General features: G+C 57.8%; 17 protein-coding genes. 9 read left to right on the plus strand and 8 right to left on the minus strand.

The genetic code is table 11. The features are described 5' to 3' along the window. Window positions 1–46: 46 nt before the first annotated feature. Window positions 47–3,859, plus strand: a complete 3,813-nt coding sequence (locus IEN85_RS10340) for a hybrid sensor histidine kinase/response regulator (RefSeq protein WP_191617015.1) — start codon at window positions 47–49, stop codon at window positions 3,857–3,859. Between the two features lie 10 nt (window positions 3,860–3,869). Here IEN85_RS10340 and IEN85_RS10345 read toward each other — a convergent pair whose 3' ends face one another. Beyond that, on the minus strand, window positions 3,870–5,051 hold the full coding sequence (locus tag IEN85_RS10345; protein ID WP_191617016.1) for an aldo/keto reductase: 1,182 nt from the start codon (window positions 5,049–5,051) through the stop codon (window positions 3,870–3,872). A 228-nt stretch (window positions 5,052–5,279) separates the two neighbouring features. Between IEN85_RS10345 and IEN85_RS10350 the strand changes: the two genes are divergently transcribed. After that, window positions 5,280–6,860 carry an aldehyde dehydrogenase (NADP(+)) gene (locus IEN85_RS10350; RefSeq protein ID WP_191617017.1) on the plus strand — a complete coding sequence of 527 codons (1,581 nt, stop codon included), beginning with the start codon at window positions 5,280–5,282 and terminating at the stop codon, window positions 6,858–6,860. Between the two features lie 15 nt (window positions 6,861–6,875). Continuing rightward, window positions 6,876–8,876: a YjhG/YagF family D-xylonate dehydratase gene (locus tag IEN85_RS10355; protein ID WP_191617018.1), complete on the plus strand. Its 2,001-nt coding sequence runs from the start codon at window positions 6,876–6,878 to the stop codon at window positions 8,874–8,876. Window positions 8,877–8,894: 18 nt separating this feature from the next. Here the strand turns inward: IEN85_RS10355 and IEN85_RS10360 are convergent, their stop codons facing one another. Beyond that, window positions 8,895–9,725, minus strand: coding sequence for a hypothetical protein (locus IEN85_RS10360; protein WP_191617019.1), 831 nt, complete (start codon window positions 9,723–9,725; stop codon window positions 8,895–8,897). A 135-nt stretch (window positions 9,726–9,860) separates the two neighbouring features. On the opposite strand from IEN85_RS10360, the gene IEN85_RS10365 reads away from it, so the two are divergent. Further along, on the plus strand, window positions 9,861–10,250 hold the full coding sequence (locus tag IEN85_RS10365; RefSeq protein WP_191617020.1) for a Dabb family protein: 390 nt from the start codon (window positions 9,861–9,863) through the stop codon (window positions 10,248–10,250). Between the two features lie 204 nt (window positions 10,251–10,454). Further along, window positions 10,455–11,864: an MBL fold metallo-hydrolase RNA specificity domain-containing protein gene (locus tag IEN85_RS10370; protein ID WP_191617021.1), complete on the plus strand. Its 1,410-nt coding sequence runs from the start codon at window positions 10,455–10,457 to the stop codon at window positions 11,862–11,864. A 6-nt stretch (window positions 11,865–11,870) separates the two neighbouring features. On the opposite strand, the gene IEN85_RS10375 is transcribed toward IEN85_RS10370, so the two are convergent. Next, window positions 11,871–12,770 (minus strand): rhomboid family intramembrane serine protease, encoded by a 900-nt coding sequence (locus IEN85_RS10375; RefSeq protein WP_191617022.1) that lies wholly within the window; start codon window positions 12,768–12,770, stop codon window positions 11,871–11,873. Window positions 12,771–12,899: 129 nt separating this feature from the next. On the opposite strand from IEN85_RS10375, the gene IEN85_RS10380 reads away from it, so the two are divergent. Next, window positions 12,900–13,739: a CvfB family protein gene (locus IEN85_RS10380; protein ID WP_191617023.1), complete on the plus strand. Its 840-nt coding sequence runs from the start codon at window positions 12,900–12,902 to the stop codon at window positions 13,737–13,739. Window positions 13,740–14,062: 323 nt separating this feature from the next. Here the strand turns inward: IEN85_RS10380 and IEN85_RS10385 are convergent, their stop codons facing one another. Next, the gene (locus IEN85_RS10385) at window positions 14,063–14,491 is read right to left on the minus strand and encodes a hypothetical protein (RefSeq protein WP_191617024.1); all 429 of its coding nucleotides are present in this window, start codon (window positions 14,489–14,491) and stop codon (window positions 14,063–14,065) included. Between the two features lie 542 nt (window positions 14,492–15,033). Here IEN85_RS10385 and IEN85_RS10390 point away from each other — a divergent pair. The 3 genes from IEN85_RS10390 to IEN85_RS10400 all read left to right on the plus strand — a co-directional run bounded on the left by IEN85_RS10390 (window position 15,034) and on the right by IEN85_RS10400 (window position 17,256). Next, entirely contained in the window at window positions 15,034–15,912 is an 879-nt protein-coding gene (locus IEN85_RS10390) for an SDR family oxidoreductase (protein WP_191617025.1), read from the plus strand. A 4-nt stretch (window positions 15,913–15,916) separates the two neighbouring features. Continuing rightward, window positions 15,917–16,357 (plus strand): DoxX family protein, encoded by a 441-nt coding sequence (locus tag IEN85_RS10395; RefSeq protein WP_191617026.1) that lies wholly within the window; start codon window positions 15,917–15,919, stop codon window positions 16,355–16,357. Between the two features lie 215 nt (window positions 16,358–16,572). After that, entirely contained in the window at window positions 16,573–17,256 is a 684-nt protein-coding gene (locus IEN85_RS10400) for a TorF family putative porin (RefSeq protein WP_191617027.1), read from the plus strand. 646 nt (window positions 17,257–17,902) lie between these two features. Here the strand turns inward: IEN85_RS10400 and IEN85_RS10405 are convergent. From IEN85_RS10405 to IEN85_RS10420, 4 genes are all read right to left on the minus strand, one after another. After that, entirely contained in the window at window positions 17,903–19,486 is a 1,584-nt protein-coding gene (locus tag IEN85_RS10405) for a methyl-accepting chemotaxis protein (protein WP_191617028.1), read from the minus strand. Between the two features lie 186 nt (window positions 19,487–19,672). Beyond that, window positions 19,673–20,278, minus strand: a complete 606-nt coding sequence (gene rdgB, locus IEN85_RS10410) for an RdgB/HAM1 family non-canonical purine NTP pyrophosphatase (RefSeq protein ID WP_191617029.1) — start codon at window positions 20,276–20,278, stop codon at window positions 19,673–19,675. Next, complete coding sequence (gene ribD, locus IEN85_RS10415; protein ID WP_224772562.1) at window positions 20,253–21,413, minus strand: bifunctional diaminohydroxyphosphoribosylaminopyrimidine deaminase/5-amino-6-(5-phosphoribosylamino)uracil reductase RibD; 1,161 nt, start codon at window positions 21,411–21,413, stop codon at window positions 20,253–20,255. The genes rdgB and ribD overlap by 26 nt, the downstream gene beginning before the upstream one ends. Window positions 21,414–21,475: 62 nt before the next feature. Next, window positions 21,476–22,120: an MBL fold metallo-hydrolase gene (locus tag IEN85_RS10420; RefSeq protein ID WP_191617030.1), complete on the minus strand. Its 645-nt coding sequence runs from the start codon at window positions 22,118–22,120 to the stop codon at window positions 21,476–21,478. Window positions 22,121–22,222: the final 102 nt, after the last annotated feature.

Consider the following 22,222-nt stretch of genomic DNA (forward strand, 5'->3'; position numbering starts at 1 on the left):
GGCCAAGGAAATTCAGTAGTTTGTACCCAGTAACTACCCCGCAGTTTTGGCTACCCATCCCTACACGCCGCAATTTTTGACGATAGCGTCGAGACTCGTCTTGAACGCGGCGTTGGCCGTGGCCTGCTTGCAGCTTTGCGCCCCTGCTGAAGCCTTCCAAAAGGAGCTCACCTTCAAGCACATTTCAAGGGATAGCGGCCTGCCCGGAAATACGATCAAAAGCATTGTGCAGGATGCCGACGGAGTCATGTGGATCGGCTTCGAGGCTGGTGGGTTCGCTAGCTACGACGGATCCGAGTTCACGGTGTTCAGCAAAGGGGAAAACGCCTACGACGAGCTATACAGCGACTACATCAACGACCTGTACTTCGACGATAGCGGGCTTCTCTGGATTTCGACGGAAGAAGGTTTGAACACCTACGACCGGAGGCGAAACGCCATCCACCGCGTCGCATTGGAAAGCGATCCTTCCGACCCGCGTAGACGTTCCGTGCTCAAGGTCCTGCAGGACGCTCGCGGGAGGATTTGGGTCGCGACGAACAGGGGCATTTTCCTTCGCGAAAGCGACAGCGCCGCCTTCGAGTCCGTGAGCGTTTCGCACAACGCCAGCGGTAGCGAGAATTCCGTCTTGAATTGCCAAAAGGTCTACCAAGATCACTACGGCCTCATTTGGATCGCGACACGCAACGGAGCCTATGTCTACAACGACTTGGACGGCATTTTCGAACCCCCAGCCTTCATCGACTTCGGCGAACGAAACCCGCGCTCCAACGACTTCTTCGATATCATCGAAGACAACCGTGGCAATCTGTGGTTTGGCCACCAGACCGGCATCGGCCGTTACAACCGGACCGAACGCAGGTACACCGAAATCAAGCTTCACGAGGCTGGCTCCGACGAAGAAGAGACCAACGTCCAATGCCTGCTCAGCGACCGCCGCGGCTACATTTGGGTCGGCACGTTCTCGGACGGGCTGCGCATCATCGACCCAGTCCAAAACTCGATTCGCAGCATCCGCGTTTCTCCCTCCAACAGCGAGGGCCTGCTCAGCAACAGCATTCGCTCCCTGCATGAAGACAGAAACGGCCTGGTCTGGATCGGTTCGAAGTTCGAAGGCATATTCATTTACGATCAAATCATCGAAACCTTCCCCCTGCAACGGGGCAGCATCGAACGGGACGGAGGGCTCTTCGGAACTCACGTCATGTCCTTGCTCGTCGACCGCGAGGGACTGCTGTGGGTAGGAACCAAGCGAGGCGGCTTGAATCTCTACGATCCGAACTCGGACCAGTACCTGGCCAACTACTACAGCGGCGAAAGCGAAGGCGACATCTTCGACAATCGCATCGAGGACATCTTGGAAAGCAGCAGCGGAACAGTTTGGCTGGGAACTGAAAAAGGGGTTTCGCGCTTCATCAGAGAGGAACAACGCTTCCAAAACTATAGCACCTACGTGGTGCGCGAACTTGCCGAAGCGCCAGACAACAAGCTTTACGTAGGCACCAACTACGGCTTGCAGATATTCGACCCCGCCGACGGAAGTTTCACCGCGTTTCCGGAGGTCGACGGGATAGACCTCTCCCCGCAGTCCGGAAAGGAAATCAAAGCCCTCTATCGGAACAAGACAGGCCTGCTCTTCATTGGAACCCATCACGACGGTCTCTACCTCTACGATCCCGAGATGAATACCTTGGAGGCCTATATGCCTTCCCAGGAAGACGAGACCTCGATTAGCGGAGACAAGATACGCTCTGTCTACGAGGACGCGCGCGGACGCATCTGGATCGGCACCCGACTCGACGGGCTCAACTTGTTCGACTTGGAGCGTCGCAGTTTCGAGCGCTTCTCTCGCCAGATGGAAACGGTCGGCCATTCCATCTTCGGCATTGCTGAAGACATCAGGGGAAACCTTTGGCTCACGACCAATCGGGGCATCAGCAAGTTCAACCCCAGCGAGGACACGCTCGAGACTTTTGACAGCAACTACGGGCTGCAAAGCGACGTGTTCGAGCCGAACGCGATCGCCATGGGGGCGGACGGGATGATTTACGCGGGCGGCGACGGCGGCTTCAACTCCTTCGATCCGCTGACCATCAGAAAGCAGGAAACCCAAAGAAACGTCGTATTGTCATCCGCCAAGGTATTCGACAAGCGGATACACCAGACCGATCAAAGCGTCGCCCTGAAATTCCCTCACGACCAGAATTACCTGACCCTTTCCTTTTCGCTAACCGACTACAGCGCCCCGGGGCAAAACGAATTCCGATATCGCCTGCAAGGCTTGGACAAAGACTGGATCTACGGTGGAAAGCGAAACTACATGACCTACACAGCCCTCGCTCCGGGCAAGTACAGCTTTATCGTCGAAGGCCGGACTCCATCCAGCAAATGGATCAACAGCGGCCCCCTGCTGACATTCGAAATATTGAAGCCGTTTTGGCAGGAACCCGTTTTTATCGCGTCCTCGAGCATCGTCCTCCTCGCTTTGCTGTGCTTGCTCTATGTCTACCTCACGCGGCGGCAGCGCCACCACCAGGCCCAGCTCGAACTTCTAGTCAAGCACAGGACCTCCGACCTTCAGGAGGCGAACGAGTTGCTGGCCAGCAAGACCGAAGAGCTCGCCTCCCACCAAGCGAACCTAGAACAGATAGTCGCCCACCGTACGAGCGAACTGGAGAGAGCCAAGCTGAAGGCAGAAGAATCGGATCGGCTGAAATCTTCCTTCCTGGCCAACATGTCGCATGAGATACGCACGCCGATGAACGCCATCGTCGGGTTCTCGGAACTCATCGGCCTTCCCGGCTTTTCCGAAGAGGAAAAGCTCGAATACATCTCCCTGATACAAGGCAACTGTGCCTCGCTGAACAACATCATCGACGACATACTAGACATCTCGCTGCTCGAGGCCGGCCAACTGCGAATCCACAAGACGAAGTTCGACCTGAAGCAATTGCTCCGGGATATCGAGAACGCCTTCGTCGCCCACCCGGGCGGATTGAAGCGAGATGGAGTCAGCCTGAATTTCGAGGGCGACCTCAGCGGCGAAGCCTACGAGATAGTGAGCGACAAACAACGCCTCACCCAAGTGATCACCAACCTGGTCAGCAACGCCCTGAAATTTACGACTCAGGGACACGTCACCGTATCCTACGAAATTGACGAGCGGAACGATCAGATCCGCTTTCGAGTGGAGGACAGCGGAATCGGAATCACCGAGGAGAACCTTTCCACCATTTGGAACCGATTCCAAAAAATCGAGGACAACCCGCACGAAGTGTTCCGGGGAACCGGACTTGGCCTTTCCATTTCGAAGAGTTTGGTCGACCAACTCGGAGGGCAGATATCCGTGGCTTCAACTTACGGAGAGGGATCAGTCTTCACCTTCACCTTGCCTCTCGTCAGAAGCTTAGCCTCCACGGACAACTCCTCAGATCAAGCGCCCGAGCTCCCCTCCCCCGGCGCCTTAGCGAAGGAGGAAGACCAGCCGACCTTGCTCGTCGCGGAAGACGAAGATTCGAACTATCAACTGATCGACAGGATCCTAAAGGAAACCAGGCTCCGTTTGATACGGGCGGAAAACGGAGCAAAGGCTGTCGAAATTTGCGAAGACCGGCAGCGCCGCATCGATCTGGTCCTGATGGACATCAAGATGCCTGTCCTCGACGGAAAAGAAGCGACTCAAATCCTCAAGCGCAAGCGCCCCAACCTCCCGATCATCGCCTACACGGCTTACGCGAGCCAATCGGAGGAAGAGGAAATCATGGCCTACGGATTCGATGAGTATATCAGAAAGCCGACTAGCCGCGCCGCGGTGCTCAAGATCGTCGAGAAGTATTTGCCCGGGGCACCCCCCTCCTGACCAGGACCGATCAGCTCTCGCTCAAGCGCTTCACCTCCGCGTCGTCGAACATCTGGTGCGCCTCCTCCAGAAGGCCGAGAACCTGGTCGGCAAACGGACTTTCGGACAGCTTCTCGCGCATTTCCCCCTCGTCGTAATCCTTAGCCTTGTGGCCCGGGAACCAGTGTCCCGCGTTTCCAAGCAAGTTGTAGCGCATCTTGCCCCATTCCACGATATCCAGAGCCTTCGCATAGGTGTAAAGTCGCATGATTTCCTTGACGTTGACGCCGCCGGGCAACTCCTCCCATTCGGGAATCCCTTTCCACCACCCAGCGCACCAATCCGCTCCTAAGGTTTTGACCATCTCGGCCCGCAGCTTTTCCTCGACCGGCTTCATCGTTTCCTCGGCCTTGTCGTAATAGTCGAGCATTTCCAGGTGCGTATCGAAATCCTGGGGACAGCTCACGCCCATGCTCAAGGTGTGGACTTCCGGCCTGGATAGGCAGAACAAGGCATTCCACTGCATCGGATGAAGGTCGCCGCAAAGCTCCACCAGCTTTTGCGGAGGAGAGTAGAGCTTGCCGCCCTTGTCGTTCGGACTGATGATGAAGACGCCCATGTCCTGCTGCTTGGCGACTTGAATCGCCTCCCAGTTGAGCTCGTTCACGAAGTACCAGTGCACGTTGCAGTAGTCGAACAGTCCGCTGGCGTTCGCCTCGCAAATCACCTGGTTGCTCGCATGCGTGGAGTAGCCGATGTGCCGGATGCGCCCCTGCTCCCTCAACTTGCGAGCCACCTCCATGCAGCCCCCGTCGCGTAACACCCAATCGAGAATCTCCGCATTGTTTATCCCGTGAAAGGAGAACAGGTCGACGTAGTCCGTTTTCAGGTACGCCATCGACTTCTCGAAATTCTCCAGGAAAACCTTGGGATCCTCCTCCGGAGCCACCTTCGTTTGCAGGATCAGTTCTTCCCGATTGAACTTGGGAAGAATCATGCCCAATTGCATTTCGGAAGAGCCATAGCCGCGGGCCGTTTCGATATGGTTGGAACCAACCTCCAAGGAGAACCGCACCGCCGCTTCCAGGTTTGCCTGCCCGCCTCGCTTGACCTCATCCCACGGAATATCCGACCAGCTCTGCTGAAAACGCATCCCGCCGCAGGTGATTACCGGCATCTTAATCTCAGTGCGACCATATCTGCGATACTTCATAAGCCCTAAAGTGCTGCCCAAAATTCGAGGCAAGGCCATTAAAAAAAGCTGACGCGGAGGCGTCTAGAATCCGCTCTCACTATTTAACCCGCCTCGGAAGTCGTTGCCTACTCAACGTTTCAGTCGTTTAACTCGGTGAATCCTCGTTTTTCCTTTAGACAGGGAGGTCGCTCAATCTAGCCTCGACCTCAAACACGCCTATTAACCCAACTTCCCCCCAAAATCATCATGCAGAAGATCCTCTTCAACGGAGCCTGGACAGATTCCAGCTCGCCGCGTTCACAGTTTCACGCTTTCAATCCTAGCACTAAGGCCGAGCTGAAGGAGCGAGCCTTTCCAGAGTCGAACTGGCAAGAAATCGAGTCCATCGTAGACGCCGCTTACGAGGCCGCCCAAGCGCTGCTCGAAACCGAGCCCAGCACGCTCGCAGCCTTCCTGGAAACCTATGCGGCTAAGATCGAAGTCGCCACCGATCGTCTCGCAGCCATAGCCCACGAAGAGACAGGGCTACCCGTTTCGCCCCGCCTGGCAGGCGTGGAAATCCCTCGAACCATCAACCAGATCCGTCAAGCCGCCGCCGCTGCGCGCTCCGGAGATTGGGCCCGTCCCACCTTGGACACCGAAAATAACATCCACTCCATGCACGGTCCCCTCGGCGGCCCAGTCGTGGTGTTCGGTCCGAACAACTTTCCCTTCGCCTACAATGGCATCGCCGGAGGAGACTTTGCCTCGGCAATCGCCGCCGGAAACCCCGTCATCGCCAAGGCCCATCCAGCCCACCCGTACACGACCCAACTTCTCGCGGAACTGGCGCAAGAGGCGGCCAACGAGATGGGATTGCCCAGCGGCACCGTGCAGTTGTTCTATGGCACGGCACCCGAAAATGGCCTGAAGCTGGTGGCCCATCCCAAGGTAGCGGCCGTCGGATTCACCGGCAGCCGGCCCGGCGGGCTCGCCCTGAAGGAGGCAGCCGACAAGGCGGGCACGCCCATCTACCTGGAAATGTCCTCCGTAAACCCAGTCTTCGTATTGCCCGGAGCCCTTGAGGAACGCGGCCCGGAGATCGGCAAGGAGCTCCACGCTTCCTGCACTCTCGGGGCAGGCCAGTTCTGCACGAAGCCTGGCCTGGTCGTCCTTCAGGAGAGCAAGGAGGCTTCAGCATTGATCGAGCAGATGGCGGAAAGCTTCTCCCAAACCCCTCCAGGCATCCTGCTGACGGGCGGCGGGGTAAAAGCCGTCTCCAACGCAGTCGAACAACTTAAGGCTGCCGGAGCAAAAGTCGCAGCTGGCGGAAACGTAGCCAATACAGCACATTTTGGATACGAGCCTACTTTGCTGACCGTTGACGGGGACACCTTCCTCGCCAACCCCTCCGAGCTGCAGAGCGAAGCCTTCGGATCCGTATGTCTCGTCGTCACAGCCACGGACATCGAGCAGCTAAAGGCCGTCGCCGCAGCCCTAGAAGGCAACCTGACCGGAAGCATCTACAGCGAATCACAAGGCCGCGATGACGACAGCTACGCAGGCCTCGCCAAGACGCTACGCACTAAAGTGGGTCGCCTCCTCAACGACAAGGTACCCACCGGCGTCGCCGTTTGCCCCTCGATGAACCATGGCGGACCGTATCCAGCAACTGGACACCCGGGCTTCACCGCAGTTGGCTTCCCCGCGAGCGTCATTCGCTTCAGCGCCTTGCATAGCTACGACAACGTTCGCGAGCACCGCTTGCCCGTGGCTCTGCGAAAGAAGAACCCCACTGGCACGCTCAATCGCCTCGTCAACGGCAAGTGGACGACGGCAGACGCCTGACGCCGTCCTTCATTTATGCCCCGAAAAATAGATCTCTCGGACATTTTCCCCAGCTCCGAGCCCATTGAGAGGACACGCACTTCCGGCCAGGCGCCGGAAGGTCGCTTGCCTGTATCCGCGGAACAACTTCGCGACTCGCCTAGCGGAGACCTGTTTGGCCTGACGCAAAACGCCGGGATGGGTTGGCGAGCCTCGGAAATCGGAAGGGACCCCTTCCTTATCGTCAGTACCTCGGGCGGGCTGCGCGACGCGGACGGATCCCCTGTCGCCCTCGGCTACCACACTGGGCATTGGGAGATCGACAAGCTCGCCCGAGCCGCTGCTGAGACCTTCACCGCAAACAAGGCTCTACCCTTCTCCGCTACCTGCAGCGATCCTTGCGACGGACGCTCGCAAGGGACGCATGGCATGTTCGACAGCCTGCCCTACCGCAACGACGCGGCCATCACCATGCGGCGGCTCATCCGCTCCTTGCCCAGGCGCAAAGGCGTGCTTGGGATCGCCACCTGCGACAAGGGCCTGCCTGCCACCATGCTAGCTCTCGCGGGCTGTAGCGAACTGCCGGGAGTGATCGTACCCGGCGGCGTCACCTTGCCAGCTGAGGGGGCGGAAGACGCCGGAAAAGTGCAAACCATCGGAGCCCGATTCGTGCACGGCACCATATCCTACGACTATGCGGTGGAAATGGGTTGCAAAGCCTGCGGTTCGCCGGGCGGCGGCTGCCAGTTCCTCGGCACTGCAGCCACCTCGCAAGTGGTTGCCGAAGCGCTCGGAATCAGTCTTCCCCATAGTGCCCTCTGTCCATCGGGAGAACCCGTTTGGATCGATCTCGCCAAGCGCTCGGCCCTCGCCCTCCTTCAGCTCGCCGAATCGGCAACGCCCCTCGCGGAGATCCTCACAGACAAATCCGTCGAAAACGCTATGGTAACGCACGCGGCATTCGGCGGATCCACCAACCTGTTGCTCCACATCCCCGCCATCGCCCACGCTGCGGGGCTACGTCAGCCTGCAGTTGAAGATTGGACACGGGTCAACCGGTCGACGCCCCGACTCGTGGACGCCCTCCCAAATGGACCTCGCAACCATCCCACCGTGCAGGTCTTCATGGCGGGTGGAGTCCCGGAAGTCATGCTTCACCTGAGAGAGATGGGGCTCCTGCATCTTGACGTCTTGACCGTATCCGGCCGTACGCTGGGCGAAAATCTCAACTGGTGGGAGAAAAGCGAAACTCGAGCCGCTGCCAAGGAGCGGCTGCGACAGCTCGACGGGATCAAGGCTTCCGACGTCATTTTCGGCCCGAAAACAGCTCGGGCAAATGGATATAGCTCCGCTCTCGTCTTTCCTACCGGCAACATTGCCCCTGACGGTTCTGTCATCAAAGCGACAGCCATCGACCCTAGCTTGATCGACGACAACAACGTTTACCAGCACACCGGAAAGGCCCGCGTCTTCGCTCGCGAATCAGACGCGATTCGAGCCATCAAGGGGGGAGAGTCCGGAGGCATCGAGCAGGGCGACGTCATCGTACTGGCTGGTTGCGGGCCAGCCGGCACCGGCATGGAAGAAACCTACCAGCTTACTTCCGCGCTCAAGCACCTGCCATGGGGCAAGCATATCCCGATCCTCACCGATGCCCGTTTCTCGGGCGTATCCACCGGGGCCTGTATTGGTCACGTCGGTCCGGAAGCGCTCGCAGGCGGTCCAGTCGGAAAGCTGCTCGACGGCGACATCGTTCAAATCCGAGTCGATCGCGACCAGCTCACAGGCAGTATCCACTTTATCGGTACTGATCCGCATTCGTTGCTCACACCCGAGGAAGGCGCAGCCGTATTGGCGAACCGCGAGACAAACCCCATCTTTGCTCCGCACCCCCATCTGCCGGCCGACACCAAGCTATGGGCCGCGCTGCAGTCGGCCAGCGGGGGCACTTGGTCTGGCAGCGTCTACGATGTCGACAAGATCATCGAAACCCTTGAATCGGGAAAAAAGGCGCTGCAGCGGAAAAGCGACGCTTGAGCCTCACGCGCCGTCTCCTTACTTGCCGAAGTAGCGGTCGAGGGCCGGGAGGGCAGCCTTGTCGGCTCGCACCACGAAAGTGTTTCCGTCGCCCAGCCACACGGTCAGGTACTTCGAACCTTCGCCAAAGTTTACCCGACTCACCGCGTTAAATGGGTAGCGTCGGGCATCGCCTTTCCCCCTAGGCTCGATAAGCAAGCCGGATTGCGAGATTTTCACGCGACGGGGAAAGCGCTTGCGGCTCAACCAGGTCCCAACCAGGAAGCCGCCTCCCGCTTGGCAAGCGACGACGGCGACCGTTGACCCGCCCATCATCCACGCGGGAAATTCGAAAAAGAGAGAAAAGGCCAGCCCCACCAAGCCAGTCAAGACCGCCATGAAGATGCCAGTGCCCAGGGTATCGCCCAGACCGTTTCTCAAAACCAATTCAGGCGGGCGGGAATCCAATTGTTTCGGCTTCGGCCAAGAGGCTGGTCCGGACTTGCTCCCCACGCCTGCAGCGACGGGCCCTTTAGATTTGTCCTCATTTAAATCTCCAACGCCTTCCTCCGCCAAGGAAGCGAGAAAACGCCGCGAAGCGTCTGGGATCTTCCTGTCGAAGGCGTCTGGCGAGAGCGTTCCGTCCTGCAGCTGGTCAAAGGCGAAACTAAGTTCGTAAAGCTCGTCGTAGAGGGCTTCCGAAATGGATGTGCCGCTGCCGCACTCGTTGCAACCGATCGAGCAAAGCTTACGTTGGTTCGCATCCGTTTCGAAATAGATGCTATGGCATGTTTCCGAGCGGCAGCGCCCGCAGGTCCGTCTGGCCACGGCGACTCCTAGGTTGCGATAAACGTGTAGGTTTCGGTTCATGAAGAGCTGGTATGGGTGAGGACCTCGGGCATTCGGCGCAATCGAGAATTTGCGGCAATCACTGGCCCAAACCTTGCGTTAGCATTCCGTAACGGCGACCCTGCCTCTGACTAACTTCCTTTAACGCACCAAATTATGAAAAAAGTTGCACTCACACTCATCAGTCTCGCTTGCCTTGCTTTCGGAGCAATCACCCTCAACGCCGCCCATCACGAAAAGCACGACGCCATCACCCCCGGCACCGTGATCCACGTGGTAACGGTTTCCTGGAAGGCTGACGCTACCGACGAGGGAATCCAAGCGGCTCTCGATGGCGTTGTCACCCTCGCCAAGGAATACGACGGGATCGAGCGCGTCTGGATCAAGACCATCAAAGCTCAAGGCAACCGCAGCCACGCCTTCGTGATGGAGTTCAAGAATCCGCAAGCCCTCAAGGACTACGCGGGCAGCGCCGCCCAGAAAAAGTGGTACGAAGTCTACTATCCAGTGCGCGAAGGCAGCACCACCTTCGACATCACCAACTAAAACCACTGCCCCCTTTCAACAAATTGCCGCCCGCTGCCTCGCAGCCGGCGGCTTTTTTGCGGACTCGCCTAGCCGGTTCCTGGGCGGTAACTACCTCGCGGTCCGCGCCGCGCGATCGTCGCGTTCGTTCCAAGCTGTTTTCCATTCGGGAATTACATCGAGTCGGCTCGCAAAATAGCGAATCGCGGTCTAGCTTGTATCAAGATGAATGCGACACAGTCCACCCTTCGTTTCCTCGGCGCCGCTGGAACAGTCACCGGATCTCGACACCTCCTGGAAACGCGAGAAAAGCGGATTCTCGTGGACTGCGGCCTGTTTCAAGGCCCCAAGCAAAACCGCTTGAAGAACTGGGATCCGTTCCCCGTAGATCCGCGTTCCATAGACTGCGTGCTGCTGACCCATGCCCACGTAGACCACATCGGCTACTTGCCTCGCCTCGTGAAAGACGGATACCGAGGTCCCATCTACGCTACGCATCCCACTGTGGAGCTCGCTCGTATCCTTTTAGCCGATACGGCCCATCTCCAGGAAGAAGAGGCCAAATTCGCCAACAAGAAAGGCTACTCCAAACACAATCCAGCGCTTCCCCTCTTCAACCAGCGAGACGCGGAAAGAGCCGCAGACCTGCTCTACGGCGTTTCGTTCGGCGACGAGTTTTCCCCAATCGAGGGCATTGCCGGCAAATACCGGGACGTCGGGCACATCCTTGGGTCCGGATTCCTGAGCCTTAAGGCCATGGACCGCGAGGACGGGACCAAGAAGCTGCTTTTCTCCGGCGACATCGGTCGGCCCGCTGACACGATCCTCAGGCCGCCCTCCCAGCCCTACAACGTCGACTACCTAGTCATGGAGTCCACCTACGGAAACCGCCTGCACTCGCATCAAGACATCAAGTCGGAACTTGCCGAGGCACTGGAAAAGGCCTTCAGCCGCAACGCGCCTGTCATGATTCCCTCCTTCGCGGTCGGCCGCTCCCAAAGCCTGCTGTTTCTCATCCGCGAACTGGAATCTGAAGGAGCAATCCCTTCCGTTCCCATCTACCTCGATTCCCCGATGGCCCTGAAAGCTCTCGAAACCCACCAGAACCATTTGCGCGACTTAAACCTCAGCTGCCGGGCCAAGGCCTTGTCCGGGATCGATATCTTTCGCCCCCAAAAGCTTCATCTCATCGCCAACCAACGTGACTCGAAAGCCCTCTGCAAAACCACGGATCGCTGCATCATTATCGCCGGAAGCGGAATGGTCGCCGGCGGACGCATCTTGCACCACCTCCGCCAAAACCTTCCCAATCCGCTCGCGACCGTCCTCTTCGTTGGCTACCAGGCGGAGGGCACTCGCGGCAGAGCCCTGCGAGACGGGAAGAAAAGCATCCGCATGTTCGGCCAAGATGTCCAGGTGAGGGCCCATATCGACGCGATCGACGGCTTCTCCGGACACGCCGACTACTTGGAAATGCTGGCTTGGCTCATGGCCTTCAACAAGCCGGTCAAGCGAGTCTACTTAACCCACGGCGAACCCGAGGCAGCAAACGCCCTGCAAGCTCGCATCCGGGAGGAGTTCAACTGGCCCGTAACCGTGGCTGAAGAGAACACACCCTACACCATCGACTTTTGATCGAGGCTAAATCGTCCCCAAAGCGAGCAGCCAGCTAAGCAGCAGGCCAAGGCCGACAAGCGCCAGCAAGCCTCCTTGGGCAACTTTGCCCAGTCGCTTGGACAATCCGCTCCACGCCGCCGCCGCTCCAAATAGGGAGCCGTATCCAAAGGACCAAACATGCCCCGCGACATCGGTAGGGAACTCCCCTCCGCCCATCCAAGCGAAGGCCACGCACCCGCCAAAGAACGGAACCAACCAATCGCGAGTCTGAATCTCCACGCGAGCTCTCAGGTAGCTGCCCACCGGGTAGCCAGCGAGCAAGCCTAAGGCCGCGAACACAGCGGTGGAGGCGCCAAGGGAGGAGAAGGATTCGCTCGCTCTCAACAAAGCGTTGCTGAGATTCGCAAGGCCAGCGCTGAGCAAGACCAGAGTCCAAGCCAAGCCACTTCCCATGTATCGACAGGAAAGATACGCGAAGAGCGAAAGCCCCATCAAGTTGCCGGCGAGATGCCCTACGTCCGCGTGCAAGCTTACAGCCGTCAAGACCCTCCACCACTCGCCAGCGATCAAGCCCTCGCGACTGTTCAGCCCGGCATCCGCCAATGCGGGAAATTCGTTCTGCAAAGCGAACATAACAACCAGCAATCCCACCAAGCCCGCCGTAGGCCATTTCGCCGTAGACGGCGCCGAAAGGTCGAGCCCGCGCGGGGGCCAAAACCGGTTTTTCGCCTCCGTTTCGTCCACCTCCCGCTTGAGCCGCCGGGCGTCCTCCCCCAAAACCACCAGCAAGTAGCGGCCTTCCACGATCCTCACCCAATACGGCTGTCCGCAAGCCAAAACGGAAAGCCCCGCCTCGTGGGCCATTCTCGCCGAAGCGTAGCTGCCGATTATCGCCAGTTTCTCGTCTTCTGTCTCCTCTTCCATCCCGATCCGAAATCTGCCGCTCGCCAGCCGGAAGGCCAAGGGAAAATCCGAAGTCCGGTCTGCGCCCGAAAAGCCGGCGCTGAGGAAGCTTGCAGACGAGGCCCCGACTCCTCACCGTCCCAACCCTCTATGGCAGAACTCGGCAAACGGAATACATTGTCCATCCTCAACGAATCCCCTCACGGCCTCTATCTCGACGGCGAGGAGCTCGGCGATATCCTCCTGCCCAACGCCTTCGTTCCAAAGCGCCTTACGCCCAGCCAGAAGCTTTCCGTTTTCGTCTACCTCGACTCGGAAGACCGCATCGTGGCGACGACTGAAGAACCGCTGGCTGAAGTAGACGAATTTGCAGCCCTCAAAGTCGTCGAAGTCCACGAAAAGGTAGGCGCCTTTTTGGATTGGGGGCTGAGCAAGGACCTGCTCCTGCCCTACCGCGAACAAAAGGGCCGGGTGCAAGTCGGCGATACGCGAGTGGTTCGCATCTATGTCGACGACGCGAGCGGCCGCATCGTCGCCAGCGAAAAGCACGCCCGCTTCCTCAGCAAGTACCGGGCAACCTACAAGCCCCAGGAGCAAGTGGACTTGATCGTGGTCGGCGAGACGCCGCTCGGCTACAAGGCCATCATCAACAGCTCCCACATCGGCTTGCTGTACGACAACGAACTGTCGGAACCCCTCTCCGTAGGCCAACGCTTCAAGGGCTACGTCAACAAAGTCCGCCCCGATGGAAACATCGACTTGCGCCGCGACCTCTCCGGCTACACTCGAGTCGCCCCCCTCGCCGAACAAATTCTCGATACGATAAAAGCCAAGGGCGGCAGCCTGGATCTCGACGATCGCTCCTCCCCGGAAGCCATCCGAGAGGCTTTCGACGTCAGCAAGAAAGCGTTCAAGCAAGCTCTCGGAAACCTTTATAAGCAACGCCTCATCGAATTCGTTCCCGGCGGCGTAAAGCTCACCGAAAAGTAAGGCGGATTCGACCGCCGCCGCTGCGGTCGCGGCCCTTGAGCTCCTCTCGCCCCCGCGGTCCGAGACGACCCTAGCGCTTGACCGCGATTCACCCTCCCGCGTCGCCTTCGGCGTACGTGCTCCTACCCAGCTTCACCGTTCTGAGAAAAAAAAAGTCCGAATTCTACTGAACATTTTGAAGCCTAGGACGTCTTACAAAGGCAGATGGACATCGCTTAGCGAGTCCACTTATGGGGTAACAAAGAAAACTATGGCGGATCGCTTAGGGGTAGGCGATCCGCCTTTTCTTTATCCCAATCCAACGAGCCCTTAATCCCTGGCGGCTAATGCAGCGAAGCCACCATGTCAGGGGGCACTTGCTCAGCCGTCGGTTCCAGATAAAAGTCGCCGAAGCGGTAGGTGTAGCTCGACGGCACCAAATTTGTTCGGATCTCTTCCATCCCCGTATAGAAGTGGAGCTGCTCCGGCATTTCGTATTGGAGCTTCTTGAAGAGCGTGATCACCTTCGATTGCCCCGCCTTCATATCCCCGATCGAACGGCAACTGAAGGCAGCTTCACCCAGCTTGTCGTAGCGCATCACAAAATAGGCGTCCGAGACATCGTCCATAGCGGTCACCCGCGCCGTAAACTGGAACCAGCCTGCGTTCGCCGTGAACCGGGGAACCCCATCGCTCTGCACTACGCCAGAACGCGTGTTCTCCAAAATCTCCACCTCCAAGTAACCGTCCGCAAAAGCCTTGCTGGATAGCATGGTCACCCTATCGCTGGAGCTCTTCAAAAGCCCGTCTCCAATAAAGCAATACGGAAAGTTCCCCCGCACTTCGTACACCGGCAACCACGCTCCGTCCTCAAGACAATGCAAGGTACTTTGAGCGTGAACGGAAAAACAAAAGGTTAATGCTGAGCCTAGGCAAACTAGGCTGTTTCTTATGTTTTTCGGAGTCACTTTCATAGAACGTTGAGGTGCTAATACTATCGCCGCAAAATCCTTATTTTCAACATCCTAGGCCCCTATTGATAGAATAGTTACAAGCGTATAACAGCCCATTTACAGTATCCCGCAATGCCCCCTACTGCCTTCGCCTTAGCCCACCCTGCTTATACGTAGACAAGCCTTCCAGACTACCTAGGGGAGGTCGATTCCAGATGCGCAAAACACGCCCTGTATCAAGCTCTCAACTACACTTTTTTATCACAAAAATCGCATTTATTTTTGAACGTTTCTCGAGCTTGCGCGTCTCGCGAGCGAGGGCTTTACGTTTTCGGAAAATCAATTAGGGTTCCAATCGAAACTTGAGTTCCGCTCCCTCCATCGTCCTCGTCACCGGTTGCAGCTCCGGCATCGGCTATGAATTGATCAAGCTCTTCGAGCAGGGTCATTACCGCATCGTCGCGACTGCTTTGCCGTCGTCCGTGCAAGAGCTCCTCTCGCGTCCAGTCGCCCAGAGCGAAAAGGTATCGGTGGAGCCTCTGGACGTCGCGGACTACGCCGGCAGCACAGCTCTGGTTCGGAAGGTAGAAAGAGAGATCGGCCCGGTCGACATCCTCGTCAACAATGCCGGCATCTCGTATCGCTCCACCGTCGAGGACATGACGATCGAGGACGAGCAGAAGCAACTGCAAGTAAACTATCTCGGAGCCATGCACCTCGTACGCGAGTGCCTGCCCAGCATGCGGCGGCGGCGCAGCGGACGGATTGTGAATATCTCTTCGGTAGGCGGCATGATGGCCATGCCCACCATGGCGTCGTATTCAGCTTCCAAGTTCGCCTTGGAGGGAGCCAGCGAATCGCTCTGGTACGAGCTCAAGCCCTGGGGCATCCATGTCAGCCTAGTGCGCCCGGGCTTCATAAATTCGCTGGCCTTCACCAAGGTTCTCTTCTCGAAAAAGAAAGCGTCCGGAGAATCGTCGCAGGAATACGACCGCCACTACGAAAACATGAAGGCCTTCGTGGAAAAGATAATGACCCGTACCCCATGCACCTCCACGGACGTGGCCAGACGCATTTACAAGGTTTGCCAAATGAAGCGCCCTCCCCTTCGAGCTGCCGGCACTCCCGACGCCATCCTGTTCTACTTCTTGAGGCGCATCCTGCCCCGCTTCCTGTACCACAAGCTGCTTTACCGAACGCTGCCCGGCGTCAAGGAGTGGGGTCCCAACAGCAAGGCCTAAAAACATGAGCAAAGACTTTTCCGACCTGGTATTCCGCATCCTTTTTAGCCTGATCTTCATCGGATTGGGCGGCGAACACCTTGTAAGCGACGATTTGATACAAAAACTGATGCCCGAGTGGGTCCCCAGTCCGCGGCTCGTATCCATTTTCTGCGGACTCGTTCTTTTCGTCGGAGGAGGCATGATCGCTATCGGCTACCGCTTGAAGGCGGCCGCGCTCATCCTAGGGACCTTCCTCGTGGCGGTGACAGCCCTGGTTCACGCTCCAGCCTTGCAAGGCCACTTTTCGCCCGTCGCCTGCCCGGAGGACCAATGGATGTGGGATACCCTCCAGCGGAGCAATTTCGTCAAGAACCTCTGCCTTCTGGGAGTCTGCGCGATGCTTCCGTTCTACAGTGCTGGAAAGTGGTCATTAGAGGCCTTTCTAGAGGCGAGAAAACACTAACTCCAGCGAGAGGTGGATCCCCTATCCATAGGGGCTAGTACGGAAGATAAGTAAAATATGAATACGTTCATTTTTTACTTTCAAACTGACCTCGAACGCCCATGGTTCGTCGACTTTCAGAAAATCTGGGAACTTTCGTGGAAATTCTGAAACTAAGTCCCGGGCCGCCTTATCATCGGCCCGAGTCAAACAAACTACAAAATACAAATCAGAAAATGAATACTAGAATCCTCGCTACTCTAGCGGCGGCTTCAGGCCTCGTGTCTGCTGCCAGCATGAATGCGCAAGAACTCGCTTACTCTGTAAGCTACGGCATCGAGTCCGAATACGTCTTCCGTGGCGTAGAAATCGCAAGCGAAAGCCTCCAAGGCAGCATCGAAGCCACTTATGGCGATGGCTACATCGGCGTATGGGCTAACGAAGCTCTCGACGACTTCGGAAGCAACGCCAGCGAATTCGACTTCTACGCAGGTTGGGGCTACGCCCTCAACGACGCGGTGACGCTCGACTTCGGAGGCACGCTCTACCACTACCCAGACTTCAAAGGTGACGACACTTTCGAAGCCTACGTGGGCGCCGCTTTCGATACGGCCCTCGCTCCTAGCCTCTACGTCTATCACGACTTCGACCTCGACGCTTTCACTTTCGAAGGCTCCATCGGTCACAGCGTAGACGTAACGGAAGTATCCCGCGTGGACTTGGGCCTCACAGCTGGCTACGTGGACTTCGACAACGCCGGCCACTACGCTTACTACGGTGCGACTGCTGACTACGTTTACACGCTCAGCGACAACACCGACGTAGCCGTAGGCGTACGCTACAGCACAAACGACAAGGATCTCGGCTTCTCTCCAGACGGCAACCTCTGGGGCGGCCTCTCCTTCTCGCACAGCTTCTAGTCGGTCTCCTTCGCTAAGAAGGACCTTTAGTACTTTGGCCTGCTTCGACTCGCTCGGAGCAGGCCTTTTTATTGGTTCATAACCAAATTCCGTGGGTCGCTCCTGCAACACGGACGACACGGAGGTCGCCGCTCCATTTTAATCGCTCTGGAGGGACCGGTAATTGTGTCGCTACGCTCGGCACCACCCGGTCCGCAATGCAAAAGCCTATCTTGAGGTTCATCGCAGAAAGCAGCGGTATTGCCGTTTGCCAGTAGGCCCGGGCCGTCGCTTGCCATGGATCTTGAGCGAAGCCGAATGGCGACGTGCTGCAGATCCTATCTCGAATATCCTGATAGAGAGAGCCAGCCCTGTGCTCGAGAGCCTCTCCCCGCAAAGTGGTGATGTACCAAAAAAAGTGCTGGCTCGGAGGCCCCCCTCCAAGCCAGCTATCCCTTTATTGTTGCCTTGATCCTGAACCTTAGCGCGTTTCCGCGCAGTCCAAATTAGAGAAAAACTGCTGCTATGCTAATGGTTTACTCTGGGTTTATACCCCGATCATCCGTTTGCATATTTACCACTATCGTTGCCGACGCCACATAGTTAAGCCAGTTTCGCGGAAATTCCAGTCGCCTCCTCAGTTTTTGCGATTTATTTGCAAAGGTACTTAGTTCCAAAGCGTCAGTTCGGAGTCCTCCTCCACGCGTGGCCGATCGAAAGCGTTCCCATTGCTGGGTGCGGAGCGGCGCGCTGGCGCGGAGCGGGTGGCTGGCGCCTTGCGAGCGGGGGCGGAGACGTTTCCGCAGAGATCCGCGAGGTCGCTGACCGCCTGGTTCAAGGACAGAGCTTGCTGGCTCAACTCCTGGGCTGAGGCAGCGCTTTCCTCCGTGATCGCCGCGTTGGACTGGTAAGTGTTTTCGATTTCCCGAATGGCAGCGTTGACCTGCCCTACGCCGTCGCGGTTTTGCGAAACCGACTGGGCAATGTTCGCCACGAGCTCATCCAGCTCCGCCGCCTTGGCTAAAATATCCTCGAGACTGTGGGAGACACGAGAGCTGAGCTCCACTCCATGCTGGCTTTTCGCGATCGAGTCTTCGATCCGCACCGACGTTTCTTGGGCGGCTTTGGCGCTGCGTTGGGCCAAGTTGCGAACTTCGTCTGCGACCACCGCGAAGCCGGACCCGGCATCGCCAGCGCGGGCCGCCTCAACGGCCGCGTTGAGGGCGAGGATGTTCGTCTGGAATGCGATCTCGTCGATCGACTTCAGAATTTGCGAGATTCCGTCGCTGGAGTCGCGAATCGCAGTCATTGCCGCTTCCATCTGATCCATTTGCTGCTTGCCGGCGTTCACAGCCTCGCGGGTTTGGTTGGCGATATTCGTCGCAGCGTTCGCCGAGTCTGCATTGCGACCGGTGTTTTCAGCCAAGACTTCCAGCGAGGCGCTCGCTTCCTGGATGGACGCAGCCTCCCGGTTAGTGGAGTCAGCCAAGGACTGGCCATAGCTGGAGACTTCGCGGGCGGCGGTGTCGACCACTTCGGCTCCTTCACGCAGCGAGAGCGTGATGCGTCGGATTTGACCGGATATAGATCCCCCGAGCCAGATTCCCAAAGCCGCCGCCAAAGCCGATCCTAGCAGCATGGTTCCCGTAGTGAACCATGCTAGCTGAGAGGCATCCGCTTCGAACTGCCGAATGCGTCCCGTAGCCGCTTCCGCTTCGAAAGCGCGAACCATGTCCACGATAGCGTCGATCTCTTGCGTCGGGGCCCGGTCGATGCCCTTCACGAGCTTGTCGACCACCTGATGGGCGAGGACGTTTTCGGAATCATAGCTCTTGATCGCTTCGCGATAGGACTTGCCGAGACCGAGATGGGTCTTTCCTGCCGCCACAACCGTCGCATGAGGAACTCCATTGGCCTCCAGCAACGAGCGAAGCTCTTTCAAGTTTTCCTGCACAACCTTCTCTCGCTCCTGAAAGCGCGTCCAATACTTGTCGAACTGGGACCGGTCGTTGCCGCGAAGCAGGGTATTCTTCCACTCCTGCACCTGTATCTTGAAGTTTACCTGAGCTGAACGAGCGAGATCGGTAGCGTCCACCAGAAACACCCCTCGCTCGTAAATTTCTGAGCTGATTTCCGTCATGGCTCTGCGCGACTCCTTCAATCCGTAGAGTCCCACGAGTCCAATTACGAAGCCCGTCGAGGCCACGATTAAAAAACCGCCAATCAGTTTCTGTTTTAGAGTCAGTTGCATTTGATCTTATCAATGGATTACACCCTTCCGAGCCCCTAGCTCCGAGGTAGTGGTAAACTCCCATTCGACCAAGACTGCCCTTAACTGAGGCTACTTTGTTGGTTTGGGTCAGATTATCTTTCAGTTCACAAGAAGCTCCCTAGCTAGGCTAGGGACAAGTCCCCAAAAAATCAGAAAAACGGACTCTTAAGCCAGTTCGCCTTCCAACCAGCCGATCAATTTCGCCATGGCCTTGCCCCGATGGCTAAGCCCCGCTTTCTGGGCTCGCGTCAACTGCGCGAAACTCTCGCTGAAGCCGTCCGGCACGAAAACGGGATCGTAGCCGAAACCGCCCGCCCCCATTTTGCGCTCGATGATCCTGCCGCGGCATTCGCCTTCGAACACTTGCTCGTCGCCGCCCTTGGATACGAGGGCGAGGTGACATTGAAATCCCGCGGAACGATCGACATCGCCCAAGGCAGACAAAATATGCAGCAGCTTGTTGGTATTGTCATCGTCGGTGGCGTCCTCTCCCGCGTATCGCGCCGAGTAGACTCCCGGAGCCCCGTCCAAGGCATCGACGCACAAGCCGCTGTCGTCCGCCAAGGCGTAGGCGCCGGTAGGCAAGAGAGCAGCGAGAGCCCGAGCCTTCTTCAACGCGTTCCCCGCAAAGCTATCCTGATCCTCCACGACCTCAGGCATGCCTCCGACTTCCGAAGGGCCAAACACTTCTACCGCGAGGCCTGCCGCGGCCAACATCGCCCGCAGCTCCTCGATCTTGTGGGCGTTACCCGTTGCTAAATACAGTTTCATCGACGTCGAGACGAGCAGGATAGTTTACGAAGCCACGCATGAGTTGGTCGTCGCCAAAAACCTCGTGCCGCACTTTCTCGAGCCGGATCGCCTGAGCAAGACGTTCGGTGCGCAAGCCGCGATAGACGGATTTGGCCTTATCGTCGCCCATGAGAATAGGGGCGCGATAGTTGAAGTGGTAGTTGAGCTCGCGCATGTGCAGCAACTCGCTGACAAGACGGCTGCCGCCTTCGAAATAGACGCCGGTGATTCCCACGTCCGCGCAGCGTTTTCTGAATACGGAGAACGGAACCTTCATGTTCTCGGCTGGCAATACCCAGACATTCACGCCCTCGGTTTCCAGACGGCGGATGTAGCCGGTTCCCGCCGCGTCCGTGGTCACCACGATCGTATTGTCGCGAAAGTCGTCCGTGTATATCGTGGGCAGGTAACGTTCCATCGCCGTTCGCAACAAGCCGTCGAAAACGAAACGCATGCCGCACCACTCGGGCTGCCCTTCGATACGGCTGGTCAAGCACGGATCGTCCTCGACCAAGGTTCCCGCGCCCACCGCGATGGAGGGGAACAGGCGCCGCCACTTCATCACGTTTTGCCGGGCCTGCTCTCCGGTAATCCACTTGGACTCGCCGGTGCGGCAAGCGATTTTTCCGTCCAAGGTCGTGGCCGACTTAGCCGCGAAAATGGGAATTCGGTTCTGTACCCAGAAGTTGGATATCAAATTGAGATCTTCGCAATCGTCGATCAGGATGCGGCGCTCTACCTTGATCCCTTGCTCCTTCAGGGCGTCAGCGCCCTTGTTGGCATGCTCAGAGACCGGATCGCTTGCCCCTATCACCACGTACTCGACCCCTGCCTCCTTCACGGCGCGAACGCCGGAATCCAGGCGATTCGAGCTCGGCCCGGGCTCCATGGTCAGGAAAAGGCACGCGCCCGGCTTGGGCTTGCGCCCGAGCGACTCGAAAAGCCGAATTTCCGGCGCGCTAGAGCTCGGTTGCTCGACGTAGGACGTTGCCACGACCTCGCCTTGCTCGACCAAGGCGGCCCCGATCATCAATTGCGGATGCGTACTGCCCCAGCCCTTGCGGGCTTCGTCGAGGGCAACTCTCATGAAAGTCTCTTTTTCGGACTGGGTCATAACTCTTGAGGAATCGGCTAACGTCTTCTCTTAGAACGAATTTTGCTGAGGCGCGCAATGCCCTATTCGCCCGATACGAAGGGATTGTAGGAGATTTCTTCTCCTACCGTAGTGTTGGGCCCATGCCCCGGCAGCACAGTCGTATCCTTGGGCAAGGTATAGATTCTCTGTCGAATCGAACGTTCCAACTGCCTGAAGTCGCCTCCCGGCAAATCGGTTCGCCCGATCCCTCCCGCGAAGAGGGCATCGCCGACGAAAGCTGCCTTCACCTTAGGGAAATAGAACAAGACATTCCCCGCGCAGTGGCCCGGCACGTGCCTAACTTCGCATTCTAGGCCGAGGAACGATAGCCGCGTCCCCTCTTCCACCCAATGGTCGATCTTGAAGCCCCTTAGCTCCAGGTCCGGAGGATAGGCGTAGGATCGCATGATCTCCGGGGTTTCGAACATTTCCTGGTCGGCCTTGTGTCCATAGAGCGGTATCCCGCGATCCGCAAAGGTAGCCACGCCCCCGATGTGGTCGTAGTGCCCGTGGGTGATCAGCACCGCCTTCAGTTCGCAAGCGTCCTCGGCCAAGGCAGGATCCACCCATTCGCTGACGTCGTTGGGAGCATCCACGAGGATCGCCTCCCCGAGATCAGTATCCGTTATAAGAAAAGCGTTGGTTTGGATCGAACCCGCGGGAAAGATTCTAACGTTCAATGGCATGAAGGCACGGCATAGGCGCTCGCCGACTAAATTCAACCACCAACAAATCCTTTACCCCAAAGCAAGAGGCTGCGCTTGCGCTCTACGGATTCTCCCCCATCG

Origin of the sequence: Pelagicoccus enzymogenes (genome assembly GCF_014803405.1) — a bacterium.
Lineage (GTDB): Bacteria > Verrucomicrobiota > Verrucomicrobiia > Opitutales > Opitutaceae > Pelagicoccus > Pelagicoccus enzymogenes.

Coding starts and splice junctions, on each gene's coding strand:
- IEN85_RS10420 (WP_191617030.1), bottom strand. CDS start 22,120: ATGCCATTGAACGTTAGAATCTTTCCCGCGGGTTCGATCCAAACCAAC.
- IEN85_RS10345 (WP_191617016.1), bottom strand. CDS start 5,051: ATGAAGTATCGCAGATATGGTCGCACTGAGATTAAGATGCCGGTAATC.
- ribD (WP_224772562.1), bottom strand. CDS start 21,413: ATGACCCAGTCCGAAAAAGAGACTTTCATGAGAGTTGCCCTCGACGAA.
- IEN85_RS10395 (WP_191617026.1), top strand. CDS start 15,917: ATGAGCAAAGACTTTTCCGACCTGGTATTCCGCATCCTTTTTAGCCTG.
- IEN85_RS10405 (WP_191617028.1), bottom strand. CDS start 19,486: ATGCAACTGACTCTAAAACAGAAACTGATTGGCGGTTTTTTAATCGTG.
- IEN85_RS10350 (WP_191617017.1), top strand. CDS start 5,280: ATGCAGAAGATCCTCTTCAACGGAGCCTGGACAGATTCCAGCTCGCCG.
- IEN85_RS10370 (WP_191617021.1), top strand. CDS start 10,455: ATGAATGCGACACAGTCCACCCTTCGTTTCCTCGGCGCCGCTGGAACA.
- IEN85_RS10375 (WP_191617022.1), bottom strand. CDS start 12,770: ATGGAAGAGGAGACAGAAGACGAGAAACTGGCGATAATCGGCAGCTAC.
- IEN85_RS10365 (WP_191617020.1), top strand. CDS start 9,861: ATGAAAAAAGTTGCACTCACACTCATCAGTCTCGCTTGCCTTGCTTTC.
- rdgB (WP_191617029.1), bottom strand. CDS start 20,278: ATGAAACTGTATTTAGCAACGGGTAACGCCCACAAGATCGAGGAGCTG.
- IEN85_RS10380 (WP_191617023.1), top strand. CDS start 12,900: ATGGCAGAACTCGGCAAACGGAATACATTGTCCATCCTCAACGAATCC.
- IEN85_RS10355 (WP_191617018.1), top strand. CDS start 6,876: ATGCCCCGAAAAATAGATCTCTCGGACATTTTCCCCAGCTCCGAGCCC.
- IEN85_RS10400 (WP_191617027.1), top strand. CDS start 16,573: ATGAATACTAGAATCCTCGCTACTCTAGCGGCGGCTTCAGGCCTCGTG.
- IEN85_RS10360 (WP_191617019.1), bottom strand. CDS start 9,725: ATGAACCGAAACCTACACGTTTATCGCAACCTAGGAGTCGCCGTGGCC.
- IEN85_RS10385 (WP_191617024.1), bottom strand. CDS start 14,491: ATGCTATCCAGCAAGGCTTTTGCGGACGGTTACTTGGAGGTGGAGATT.